General features: G+C 62.5%; 7 protein-coding genes. 2 read left to right on the top strand and 5 right to left on the bottom strand.

Annotation, left to right across the window (positions count from 1 at the left end):
- Window positions 1–69 precede the first annotated feature (69 nt).
- Window positions 70–987 carry a transcriptional regulator MetR gene (gene metR, locus PMI25_RS09480; RefSeq protein WP_007968856.1) on the bottom strand — a complete coding sequence of 306 codons (918 nt, stop codon included), beginning with the start codon at window positions 985–987 and terminating at the stop codon, window positions 70–72.
- A gap of 121 nt (window positions 988–1,108) precedes the next feature.
- Complete coding sequence (locus PMI25_RS09475; protein ID WP_007968857.1) at window positions 1,109–6,274, bottom strand: dermonecrotic toxin domain-containing protein; 5,166 nt, start codon at window positions 6,272–6,274, stop codon at window positions 1,109–1,111.
- A gap of 313 nt (window positions 6,275–6,587) precedes the next feature.
- On the opposite strand from PMI25_RS09475, the gene PMI25_RS09470 reads away from it, so the two are divergent.
- Entirely contained in the window at window positions 6,588–7,607 is a 1,020-nt protein-coding gene (locus PMI25_RS09470) for an alpha/beta fold hydrolase (protein ID WP_007968858.1), read from the top strand.
- 165 nt (window positions 7,608–7,772) lie between these two features.
- On the top strand, window positions 7,773–8,441 hold the full coding sequence (locus PMI25_RS09465; RefSeq protein ID WP_007963940.1) for a DsbA family oxidoreductase: 669 nt from the start codon (window positions 7,773–7,775) through the stop codon (window positions 8,439–8,441).
- Window positions 8,442–8,475: 34 nt separating this feature from the next.
- On the opposite strand, the gene PMI25_RS09460 is transcribed toward PMI25_RS09465, so the two are convergent.
- From PMI25_RS09460 to PMI25_RS09450, 3 genes are read right to left on the bottom strand one after another with little or no spacing between them, the layout of a single operon-like run.
- Window positions 8,476–8,805, bottom strand: a complete 330-nt coding sequence (locus PMI25_RS09460) for a GlpM family protein (RefSeq protein ID WP_177325712.1) — start codon at window positions 8,803–8,805, stop codon at window positions 8,476–8,478.
- An 8-nt stretch (window positions 8,806–8,813) separates the two neighbouring features.
- Window positions 8,814–10,142 (bottom strand): sigma-54-dependent transcriptional regulator, encoded by a 1,329-nt coding sequence (locus PMI25_RS09455; protein WP_007963944.1) that lies wholly within the window; start codon window positions 10,140–10,142, stop codon window positions 8,814–8,816.
- Complete coding sequence (locus tag PMI25_RS09450; protein ID WP_007963945.1) at window positions 10,139–12,040, bottom strand: sensor histidine kinase; 1,902 nt, start codon at window positions 12,038–12,040, stop codon at window positions 10,139–10,141. Before PMI25_RS09450 ends, PMI25_RS09455 begins: the two co-directional genes overlap by 4 nt.
- Window positions 12,041–12,166 lie beyond the last annotated feature (126 nt).

The following is a 12,166-nucleotide window of genomic DNA, read 5'->3' as shown; positions in this document are numbered from 1 at the left end:
CTCGCCACAATGAATCTTTTTGTCCCGCAAATGTTCTCGGTTCACCGTCAGCCATGAGGCACCTTGGTGTCAGCGCACTGCACTGACCCCATCCAGCGTCGAGAACGAAGTGTCCTTGGCCGTCAGCAGGAAATCGCGCATGTACGGTGCATCGAGCATGTCGGCGCGGATCGCCGCGTACAGCGTGGCAAACAGACCTTTCTCGCCCAGGCGCTTGGCCTTCACGTAGCCGCGCGAGCTGTATTCATGCAGTGCCCAGTGCGGCATGCCGCAGACGCCACGACCACTGGCGACCAGTTGCATCATCATCACCGACAGCTCCGAGGTGCGCACCTGCGCCGGTTCGATGTCGGCCGGTTCGAGGAAGCGGGTGAAGATGTCCAGCCGGTCGCGTTCCACCGGGTAGGTGATCAGGGTTTCAGTCAGCAGGTCTTCGGGGACGATGTACGGTTTGCTCGCCAGCGGGTGCTGGTTGGCCACCGCGAGCATTGCTTCGTAGGTGAACAGCGGCACGTAGGTGATGCCGGCGATGTCCAGCGGATCGGAGGTCACCACCAGGTCCAGATCGCCGCGGGCCAGTGCCGGCAACGGGGCGAAGGCGAAACCCGAGGCCAGATCGAGTTCGACCTCCGGCCAGGCGTCGCGAAACTGGTCGATGGTCGGCATCAGCCACTGGAAACAGCTGTGGCATTCGATTGCCATGTGCAGGCGCCCGGCGGTGCCGCCGGCCAGACGACTGATGTCGCGTTCGGCGGCGCGCAGCAGCGGCAGGGTCGCGTCAGCCAGTTGCAGCAGGCGCAGGCCGGCGCTGGTGAAACGCACCGGTTTGGTCTTGCGCACGAACAACGGCATGCCCAGGCGTTCCTCCAGTTCCTTGAACTGGTGCGACAGCGCCGATTGGGTCAGGTGCAGACGGTCGGCGGCGTCGACCAGGCTGTCGGCCTCGCGCAGGGCGTGCAGGGTTTTCAGATGACGGATTTCAAGCACTGCTGGCCTCATGAAGAAAATTTGTGATCATGACGAAAGCGGTGAGTTTGTCTCATGTTGACGGCGCTGTCGACCGCTCCAGCAGCAGCGGGGCATAGCCAGTGCCCCGCTGCTTTTTGCCCTAGAGATCTGCGAAATGCCGGATGCCCAGCGGTTTGCCGATATCGCCGCGCCAGATCGCCTCGACCTGCGCACCGCCGGCGGCCCGGGCCTGCTGCCATTGCAGGCCGAGATTGCGTTGCTCCGGCAGTTTCAGATGCGCTTTGACGAAGTCGGTGAATGGCACCTTGTCCGAGGTGTAGTGAAAGTGCGCATACCACAGCGTGCGCGGCGGTGTGCTGGTGAGGTCGCGCACCTCGTATTCCTGAAGGTAATCCTTGCGCCCGTCAGCGCGTTTGCCCAGTGCCCGCAGTGCGCCTTCCTTGCGGATTTCCACCACATGCTGTTGCAGCAAATAATCCAGATAGCCTTCGGTAGGCGTCTTGCTGCGCATTGACTGATCGATGCGCAAAGTACGGCCGGTTCGCCGCAATTCTGCGGCCGTGTCGTGCAGTTGGCGCACCATCGGCTCGGTCGGTGACAATCGCTCGATGGCCTGCGCGCGGGTACTCAGTTCCGTCGCTTCGCTGCCGAGCATATGTTCCAGATCCACTGGCAGCATGTCCTGGGGGGCGTAGGCCTGAACCTTGTCGCTGTAGGCGGGAACTGCCGCAAGACGTTTTCGGGCTTCGGTCAGCAATGGCTGAACGTCGCCTGTCAGGGGGGCAGCGGCCGGCGTGCTCTGAGCTTGCAGGTGGTACTTGCCAGTAGAGCGCGGCAACCAGGTTTCGCGGAACCCGTCGATGCCTTCGACAGTGAAGCGTTTCTCCCGGGTGCCGGCGTCGATGCTTTCCGTACCGATCAGCAACTGGTTGTCCTCGGTTTCGAACAGTTGCTTGCCGCCGGGCTCTTTAGGCTTGATTGGCGGACGCTGTTTGATCGCATGCCGCGCGTGCTCTTCAACCTTGCTCAGACCGTCGAGAAACGGCCCGACCTGTTCCAGATCCAGATGCTGCGCATAACCGAGCGTCCAGGCGTGGAGCTGACGGCGAAAATCGGCATAGATCTGCAGGCAATCCTCGATCACCCGATTACGCTGGGTCAGGCTGGCGCCGACCTCCGGCAGATGATGTTGAGTCAGCAGCGCACGCCCGACCTTGATACGGGCATTTTTCAGCTGGGTATGGAAATACACCCAGGACAGGTCGGCCACCGCGTCGTAGCGGGTGATGATTTCCAGCAGGTGCGCAGTTCTCAGGTAGTGATGTGTGTGGTCGCCGAGTTTACGGTTGATGGCCAACATGTCGGCTGCCATTTTGGATTTATGCGCTTGATGGGTGATGCGGTTGTTCCACAGGTTGGCCTGCTCGGTGACTGCATGCAGGTGATCGAGCTCCTTGATAAAATCCTTGCGTGCCAGCTTGCGCCGGGCCATGAGTTTGATATGGGCAGCGATATTGTCAAAACGCGTGGCATCGGACTCGGTGACCAATGCGTCGATCCGGTTCAGGTGCTCAAGCAAGCGGTCACGGGCCACGGTGACGCGTTGCACGGAGCGGTCGACTACGATCCATGCACAAAGGCTGTGGATCTCTTTGATCTGCAGGCTCTTGTGGCCGTGGCTCAGGGGCAACAGCTCGGCAAGGTTGTGGTATTGGGCGATCGCGAGCTCGATGTCATTGCGGCAGGCGGCGTCAACCGCTGCCTGCAGTGGCTTGCGCTGGGCAATGTCGAGTGACTGGTAGTTCTCCAGCAACTGGTTGGTAGCGCGTGTCTGGGTATCAAGGCGCCGGGTATAGGCGTCGGCGGTGTTGGTCAGGGTCAATTGCCTGCGCAATTGCCGATCGGTCCACCAGCGCGGCAACCATTGGCGGATGGACTCGGGCCAGAGCGGGTCCATGCCGTCGGCCAGATGCCCGAGCACGGCGCCACCGCCGGCACCGCCACCGTCCATTACAGTGCCGTGCACCGCGTAATGGGTATTCCACTGGCCGCTTTCGTCGAGGGCGATCGGTTGTTTGTAGCCGCGGCTCGCCGTGCCGTAGAGCCTCCAGCCACGCGACGCATCGCTGAGCTGCACCCGGTAGATGCGGCCCTGACGGACGATAAAATCGCCCTCGGCATGTCGATAGACGTTGCGATAAATCCCATGGGTGCCGGGGTGCAGGCCGGCGAGGGAAATCTCGTGTTCGTATTCGTAACCCTTGAAGCGTTCGAGTGACTGCCTGGTCCATTGCCAGGATGTCGGTATCGCGGCGGATCTGCCCAAGGCCGCGCGTTGCCGCTGACGGGTGGCCAGGCGTGCGGCTGCGGGAACCGAGACTGTTCCGGGAAGCACATCCATTGCCGCGTCGATCAATGCCAGCAGCACCGCCTCTACCTCCGCCAGCCCATGCCCGAGCTCGCCGCGCAAGAACGCCGCGACGGCCAGATTGGCGCTGTTCCAGGCGTCATACAGGGCCACGGCCGCGCCCACGAACGGCAACATGCCGATGGCCATTTTCAGGTAGTTGAACAACGCCCCGGATTTCAGTGCACAGCGCTCCAGATACAACGCATCGTTGGAACGCGAACTGCCGCGATGGGCCTCCAGTAGTCGGCCCATGTGCACATTCAACAGGTGAATGGCCAGCGAGGTGGTCGCCGGCCAGGCCATCCCGACGCCGATCAGCGCATCGAAATTGCGCAGCTGAGCCTGGTTGATCCGGCTGACATGACTGGCAAAATCGCCACTCACGGCGCGCCCGGCCAGGTAATTGACCATTTTGCTGTCCACACAACGCCTGAACAGATCCATCCGCGCCAGTTCCAGCGTTTCGTACTGACGCAGGAAGATGGCGTCGGTGCTGTCGGGCAGGTACAGCAGGGTCAGGCCACTGGTTTGCTCGACAATGAACGTGACCCCCGCGAGCGTGCTCGTCCCCTGATGCGCGGTGTCCTCTCCACCGACGGTCAGGTGCGCCGGCAGCAGCGCAATGCGTTGTCCGTCGGCGGCATACGCCTGAGATGTAGTCGCCTCGATGGCGACCTTCAGCACAGCGTGGCCGGCACTGTCGATGTGCCGTTGCAGCAAAGCGAATTCGCCTTGCAAGCGGAGCATCAACCGCCACGGTTCACTCAGGCATTCGCGGCGCCAGGCCTGCTGAAACGCCGGTTCTGCCGGCGCGCCGAAAAATGCCAGGCGAATCAGTTCTTCGTAACGTCCGGGCAGATCCAGTTCCGTTACCAGTTTGCGCAAATAGACCGGGTTGAGCCCGGCTTCGAGGCTCTGCCGATCACTTGGGTCCTCGGCGCTGATCCTGGCCTGCATGAACGACAGGCGCCACCACATGTCCTGATCGACATTGTCCTGTGCCAGTTGTTCGAGAGGGACGACACTGCGCTTGTCGCTCGCGGTCAGGATGTTGCGTTGCGGCGTGCCGGGCCCGGGGGCTTCCATCACGGTTCTACGCCAGAAAGTCGAGTCGGGCAGGTCGAGACTCACACTCACCCGTTGTTTGAGCGCGAAGTCTGCGCGCAAACGAGCGTCGATACGCTTTTCGGCGAAGGCCTGACGTGGCGGCAATTCCCGTTCGAGCAAGGCATGAGCGCGTTGCATGGCGCCGAGGTAGCGGTTGATCAGCGCTTTGATCTGCGCACGTTGCGCAGTGTCCAGGTTGTCAAACCACCCGGGCAGGCTACCGGCCAGCGCGGCGCTGTGGTCTTGCGCCTGACGTTCGGCAAATGCCCGCTCACGGGCCTGCGCGATCGGTACGGTCAGGCGCGGCAGGTGTTGTTCGCGCAGCTTTTCCATTTCGGCCCGACGCTCGTCGGCCCGTTCGGGCAGCGGGTTATCGCGCAGAATCTGCGCGGCCTGCCGTTCGCACAGATAAAGCTGCTGATCGAGGGACCAGACGAGCGGGTCAACAGTGAGCGGGGTCAGGTGCAGGGTCAGCCCGCCGTCGCCGGGCGAGCGTTTGAACAGGTCCTGCTCCAGCGCCGCACGCGAAGCAAAACGTTGCAGGCCGCCGAACTGGCCGGGCCAGTAAAGCAGCAGGCTGTCAGTCGAACCGGGGGCAAGCGCCGCAGTTGTCGCGATGATCAGCACACCATGCAGCTCCTCGACGGCGGTGACGCCCTCATCTGTCGCCGCCAACGATACGCGCGCGATGACCCCGTCCGCTGTCGGCAGGTTGCGCTCGGGCGCGTCGAGCATCGCGATGACACGCCGATGCTCCTCGACGGACAGTTGCTCCAGCGCCCGTTGCACTTCGACTTCGGCGCGCAACCCCGCGACGCGGGCCTCCAGCAGGGCCTGGTAATGCACGTTTGTGGCATGGCGCAATTCGAGCATCGTCAACGGATGATGGCTGTCGAGCAGGGCCGATGCCGCGTCGTGACTGGCTTGCCGGGCCGCGTTCAAGGCGTCGAGTCGTTGTCTCTGTTGTTGACGTTGCGGGCTGTCCGGATCGGCGTCGCCAAACAAACGGTCAAGCGCACGCTGTTCAAGCGCCAGCGTCTGCTGACGCAGGTCCAGGGGAATGTCGGCAACCAGCAGGCCGAAGGGCGCGACCTCACTGGCGGTTGGCCCGGCACTCTCTGGCCGGGTGGGCGCGACCGGGAACAATTTGTCGAGCTCGGCCCGACTGGCACCGGTGCTTGCCGATGTGGACATCAGTGGTTCAAATCCGCGTGTGAGCGGATCGCTACCGAACTCGATGAAGTCCAGCGAGGTGATGCGTAGCGGATCCGGGTGCTGGTCAATCAGCCAGCGTTCAAGCGCGGTCTGCTGTTGAAAACGGATCAACGGTTGCGGGTGCGCGGGCAGATAAAGCAGCAGCGTTTCCTCCAGCTGGATCAGCAACGTGCCGTACACGCGCAGGCGGCTGTTATCGACGCGGTTGAGCACCGGTTGTGCGACCCGCAAATCCGCCGCGACCTTGTTCGATGGGGTGAGGAGCTGCGCCAGCCTGTGTCGTTGTGAGGTGTCGAGCTTGCCCTCGGCCCCCGCCCATTGAAGCGCGGCTTCGAAATGCAGCTGATACAGGCTCAGGGCATGCTCGCGCCGCGACAGCGCCGTGCCGGGCGCGCGGGCACCCCACCAGGCGCTTTCGGGCTGTTGGGGATGGTGGGCCAGGAGATCCAGCCATTGCTGGTGACAGTCGTTCAAACGAGCCGTCGCCAACAGGTAAAGCGTTTGATCGACGTATGGCTGCAATCGTTGATCAAGGCCGAAGTCGGCCGTTGCAGGTGGCAGTGCGTGGGACATGCGACAAGTCTCCAAAAGGCATGCGGGCCGGGTGATTCCGGTTTTCATGCCTATTAGAGGCGCGCTGTCACAAGCTCATGCGGTACATGGTTATCGCTTGATAGTGCTTTTGTTTCAGAGGATGTACAGACCGCTCCGGCCTGATTCGTTGCCGTCATCGCGTTGGCATAGAAGAGCGTGCCGGACGTCGGGACGCTGTGCAGAATGACCGCTCGGCAATCTTCATCAAACTGTCACGCAACTGTGGCAGCGCGCTTGAACAAACTTCATCAGACTCGCGCTCTACTGGGGTTCTGCGTTTCGGTGTTTCTTCATGCGTTTATTTTTTCTGTTGGCCGCGCTGTTGTTCGGCCTGCCGTCGATGGCGGCTTCGCGTTGCGACGTCAATGTACCGACTGAACGGGTCGATCTGGCACAGGTGAGCCTGGCGTACCAGAGCATCGGTCGTGCTTCGGATCCGGCGCTGTTACTGGTCATGGGCCTGGGAGGCCAGTTGATTCACTGGCCCGACGAAGTGGTGGTTGCGCTGTGTCAGCAGGGTTTTCGGGTGATCCGCTATGACAATCGCGATGTTGGTCTGTCCACTTGGCGTCAGGCTCCGGCCGAGGCCAACCTGACGTTCGAGGTGTTGCGCTACAAGCTCGGCTTGCCGGTGTCGGCGCCGTATTCGCTGACCGACATGGCCGACGATGCGCTGGGTTTGATGGACGCGTTGCACATCGACCAGTTTCACGTGCTGGGCGCGAGCATGGGCGGGATGATCGCCCAGCATCTGGCGGCGATGGCTCCGCAGCGGGTGGAGAGTCTGACGCTGATCATGACCAGTTCCGGCGCCGAAGGGTTGCCGGCGCCCAGTGCGGCGCTGGTGCAACTGCTGGCGCGGCGTGGCGCACCGAATCGCGAGGTAGCGCTGGAGCAGCAGGCCGATCTGCTGGCGGCGCTCGGTAGCCCGTCAGTCACTGATGATCGGCAAGCACTGCTGCATCAGGCGGCGATTGCTTACGACCGGGCATTCAATCCTGAAGGTGTGAAGCGCCAGATCATGGCGATCCTCGCCGAGCCGAGCCGGGTCACCTTGCTCAATCAACTGCGGGTCCCGACCCTGGTGGTGCACGGCACGGCCGATCCGTTGTTGCCGGTGATGCATGGCGTGCATCTGGCGGCGCATATCCGTGGCAGTCAGCTGAAGCTGATTCCGGGGCTGGCCCATCGTTTCCAAGAGGCGTTCAAGGCGCCGTTGCTGGCGGCGGTGTTGCCGTATTTGCAAGAGCACCGTGAAGACACCTCGCACTGGGCGCAGATCGAGCCGGTGGCGGCGGGGAATCTGTTGTAACCGGGTCGGCCCCAGGCTCACTCCTGCACTGGCATGCACCCCCTGTAGGAGCTGTCGCAGGCTGCGATCTTTGGCTTTTAAAAATCAAAAGATCGCAGCCTGCGGCAGCTCCTACAGGTGTATCTTTCAGACTTTGCGATGTGCGTTCTGTCTGCGAGGTGTGTGATGAGTTCCGCTTTGAAAATCGATTTCGTCAGCGACGTCTCCTGCCCGTGGTGCGTCGTCGGTCTGTATGGCCTGCTTCAGGCGCTGGAAATCCTGCGCAACGAAGTGCAGGCCGAGATTCATTTCCAGCCGTTCGAACTGAACCCGAAGATGGGCCCGGACGGGCAGAACATCACCGAACACATCAGCGAAAAGTACGGCTCGACCCCGGAGCAGTCACAGAAAAACCGCGAAGCAATTCGTGCCCGTGGCGCCGACGTCGGGTTTGCCTTTCGTACCGATGGCAACAGCCGCATCTACAACACCTTCGATGCCCATCGTCTGTTGCATTGGGCCGGGCTGGAAGGTGTGCAGTTGCCGTTGAAAGAAGCGCTGTTCAAGGCCTATTTCACCGATGGCGGCAATCCGTCGGATCATGCGCAATTGGCGCAGATTGCCGAAAGCGTGGGTCTGGATCGGCAACGTGCCGAGGCGATTCTGGCCAGCGACGAATTTGCCGATGAAGTGCGCGAAGAAGAGCAACTGTGGCTGCAGCGCGGCGTGAGTTCAGTGCCGACCGTGGTGTTCAACGGTCAGTACGCGGTGACGGGCGGGCAACCGGTGGACACTTTTGTCGGAGCGATCCGGCAGATCATCAGTGAAACCCGGGGCGGCACCGTCAGCAACTGAATCCCCACCCCCGGGGCGGCAGCTCCTACAGGGATCAGCTGTGCAGGCGCACCCACACCGAGACCAATACGCTGGCGGCGATCAACCACGCGACAACCGCCACCGCCAGTGACGCCTCCAGGCGCATCCGGTCAACCATCACGTAGAGCGTCGCCAGGTAGATGAAGTACGGAATGATCGACCACATGCCAAACACGATGGTCGCCTTCAGATCGTCGATCGAACGGCTGTTGCCGACGATGTAATGGGCGATCAGCGCGAAGGTCGGAAACAGGGGGACCAGCCCGGCGATGTAATAGTTTTTGGTCTTCGACAGCGCGGCGAGGATCACCACCACTGCCGCGCCAAGGGCGGCTTTGAGAATCAGATCCATCAGTGGCTCAACCCGTACTTTTTCACTTTGTCGAACAGCGTGGTCTTGGCCATGCCCAGTTCCAGGCTGGCCTGGGTCAGGTTGCCGCCACTGCGTTGCAAGGCGTCATTGAGCAGGTTGCGCTCGAAGGCTTCCACCGCTTCGGCGAACGCCAGCCCCTGACCGCCGCTGCTGGCGCCGGACTTCTTGAACGCTGGCAGGCCGAGGGCAAAGCGCTCGGCGACGTTACGCAACTCACGCACGTTGCCCGGCCAGTCGTGGCTCATCAGGTTCGACAGGGTCTGGTTGTCCAGCTCCGGCAGCGCGCGGTCGAAACGCAGCGCCGACTGCTGGGTGAAGTGTTCGAACAGTTGCAGGATGTCTTCACGGCGCTCGCGCAGCGGTGGCAGTTCCAGCGTCACCACGTTGAGGCGGTAGTACAAGTCGCTGCGAAACTCGCCGGCCTTGCTCGCGTCGTCGAGGTCGGATTTGGTCGCGGCAATCACCCGGCAATCCACCGCCACGCTCTGGTTCGAACCGAGGCGTTCGAGGGTGCGTTCCTGCAACACCCGCAGCAGTTTGATCTGCAAGGGCAGGGGCATGCTTTCCACTTCATCGAGGAACAGCGTGCCGCCGTCAGCGTGTTCGATCTTGCCGATGCGCCGTTTGCCGGCGCCGGTGAAGGCGTTGGCCTCGTGACCGAAGATCTCGCTTTCGAAGAGGTTTTCCGGCAGACCGCCGCAGTTCAGTGCGACGAACTGCTTGGCATGCCGGCGACTGAAGTCGTGCAGGCAGCGGGCGACCAGTTCCTTGCCGGTGCCGGTCTCGCCTTCGATCAATACGTTGGCCGAGGTGTCGGCGACGTTGGCGATCAGCTCGCGCAGGTTCTGCATGGCTGGCGAGCGCCCGATGATCCGACCCTCGAGAGAATCGCGTTCGGCCAGCTGCCGCCGCAGCGACGAGACTTCCCGGGCCAGGCTGCGTTGCTCCAGCGCACGACGGGCGACGTCCACCAGTCGCTCCGGGGAGAACGGTTTTTCCATGAAATCGTAGGCGCCTTTCTGCATCGCGCCGACGGCCATGGAGATATCGCCATGACCGGTGATCAGCACCACCGGCAGGCTGCGGTCGCGTTGCTTGAGGCGGGTCAGCAGTTCGAGGCCATCGATGCCGGGCAGGCGAATGTCACTGATGACGATGCCGGCAAAGTTGTCGCCGACCCGCTCCAGCGCTTCTTCGGCACTGCCGACGCCGATGCAGGGAATGTCTTCCAGGGTCAGCGCCTGCTGGCAGCCGAGCAGCACATGGGGGTCGTCTTCGACGATCAGCACACTAAGGTCGTGGTTCATATTGGCTCGGCAGAATCAGGGCTTACCAACGGTAAACTGAGGACGAAGGTGGTGCCACCGCTGGCCGGGTGTTCGACACCCAGGTGCCCGCCGGTGGCGGCAGCGAGGCTGGCGGAGAGGGTCAGGCCGAGGCCCAGGCCCTGCTCGCCGGGTTTGGTGGTGAAGAACGGCTCGAACAGATGCTTGCGCGCTTCGGCGTCGACGCCGTGGCCATTGTCGCGCACCCGCAGGCGGTATTTGCCGTTGAACGTTTCGCCTTCCAGCCACAGCTGCGGCAAGGGTTGCGCCTGCATGGCGTCGAGGGCGTTGCCGATCAGGTTGACCAGAATCTGTTCGAGGCGGGTCTGGTCGATCTGCACCTGAACGTCGCTGCACTGCCGGTGCAGTTGCAGCGCCATGCTGTCCACCCGCGCCCCGAGCAATTGCAGCGCAGCATCCACCGCTTTGCCGAGACTGGCCTGACCCTTGTCGTCGCCGCGCCGGGCGAACGAACGCAGGCTGGCGGTGATCCGGCCCATGCGGTCGATCAGGTCGTTGATGGTCTTGAGGTTGGTGCTGGCGACATCGAGCTGGCCGCGTTCCAGAAAGCGAATGGTGTTGCCGGACAGGGTGCGCATCGCCGCCAGCGGCTGGTTCAGTTCGTGGGCGATGCTGGTCGACATCTGGCCGATGGCCGCGAGTTTGCCGGCCTGCACCAGCTCGTCCTGGGCGCGGCGCAGGGTCTCTTCGGCCTGGCGTCGTTCGCGGATCTGACTCTTCAGCCGTTCGTTGCTGGCACGCAGGTCGCCGGTGCGTTCGGTAATCCGACGCTCCAGTTGATTGTTGGCTTCCTGCAAGGCTTCGCGGGCCGCGAGGCGGGTGGCGATGACCTTGCGCCGCTCGTTCCAGGCGATCAGCAGGAACGCCACCAGGGCAAAGGCCACGGCCACCAGAATGCCCTGATTGATCGCTTCACGACGCAAGTCCTGCAACGGCGTGAGCAGGGTGAAATTCCATGGCGTATCGCTCAGCGGCCGGGTCTGCGCCAGATAGCTGATGCTGTCGTCATCGGCGCTCAGTTCACTGTTGGCCGGGAAGGTCAGTTTCTCCACACCGTCGGCCAGGGTTTCGCGGGCCAGCGGTTGCAGTTCGTTGAGCGGGAACCAGTAGTACTGCAGGCTGCGCGCGAGTTTTTCTTTGGTTTCATCGCTCAACGGCACCACCGATTTCAGGCGCCGCGCCGGATCGCTGGAAAGAATGATGATGCCGTTCTCGTCGCTGACGAAGGCTTCCAGGCGGGCGCGCTGCCAGCGTTCCTCCAGGGCTTCGAGGCGCACCTTGACCACGGCGACGCCGATGATCTTGCCGTGTTCTTCCAGGCCATGGGCGAGGTAGTAACCGGGTTCGCCGCTGGTGCTGCCGATGCCGTAGAAACGTCCGGGCTCGCCGCGTACGGCTTTCTGGAAATAGGCGCGAAAGGACAGGTCTTCACCGAGGTAACTGTCGACGTCGCGCCAGTTGCTGGTGGCCATCACGCGGCCGGTGGTGTCCATGACGTAGATGGCCCGACTGCGGCTGCGCCGGTTCAGGCCCTCAAGGTAAGCATTGACCGTTTGCCGGTGTTCCGGGGTCGGGTCGGCCAGCAGTTGCGGGACACTGGTTTCCAGTTCCAGCAGGCTGGGCAGGTAAGTGTATTTGCTGATCTCGCTTTCGACGGTGCGCGCGTGCAGTTCGAGCTGACGCTGGCCGTTTTCGCTGAGGCTGCGGATGCCGAAATGTTCACTGGTCCAGAAGCCGGCGTAACCCAGGCCGATCATCAGGACAATGATCAGTGGCGGCAGGAACAGATGGCGAATCAGACGGGGCTTCACGGCAAGTGATGGCGGCGCTGCGCGATAGAGATTGGGGTCGCATTTCATCACAGTTGCCTTGGGTCAACCAGCGCTGCCGCGGACGACGCACTGGTTTGGTCGAGCCTGGAACCTGTGGCGAGGGAGCTTGCTCCCGCTCGGCTGCGAAGCAGTCGTAAATCCATTCAATGCGGT

The organism is Pseudomonas sp. GM30 (genome assembly GCF_000282275.2).
Taxonomy (GTDB): domain Bacteria; phylum Pseudomonadota; class Gammaproteobacteria; order Pseudomonadales; family Pseudomonadaceae; genus Aquipseudomonas.
Note: the sequence above shows the minus strand (reverse complement) of the source record. Positions and strands in the feature narration are given on the sequence as shown.

Excerpts from the sequence above, each read along its gene's own strand:
- PMI25_RS09475 (WP_007968857.1), bottom strand. The coding sequence starts at position 6,274 with ATGTCCCACGCACTGCCACCTGCAACGGCCGACTTCGGCCTTGATCAA.
- PMI25_RS09470 (WP_007968858.1), top strand. The coding sequence starts at position 6,588 with ATGCGTTTATTTTTTCTGTTGGCCGCGCTGTTGTTCGGCCTGCCGTCG.
- PMI25_RS09465 (WP_007963940.1), top strand. The coding sequence starts at position 7,773 with ATGAGTTCCGCTTTGAAAATCGATTTCGTCAGCGACGTCTCCTGCCCG.
- PMI25_RS09455 (WP_007963944.1), bottom strand. The coding sequence starts at position 10,142 with ATGAACCACGACCTTAGTGTGCTGATCGTCGAAGACGACCCCCATGTG.
- PMI25_RS09450 (WP_007963945.1), bottom strand. The coding sequence starts at position 12,040 with ATGAAATGCGACCCCAATCTCTATCGCGCAGCGCCGCCATCACTTGCC.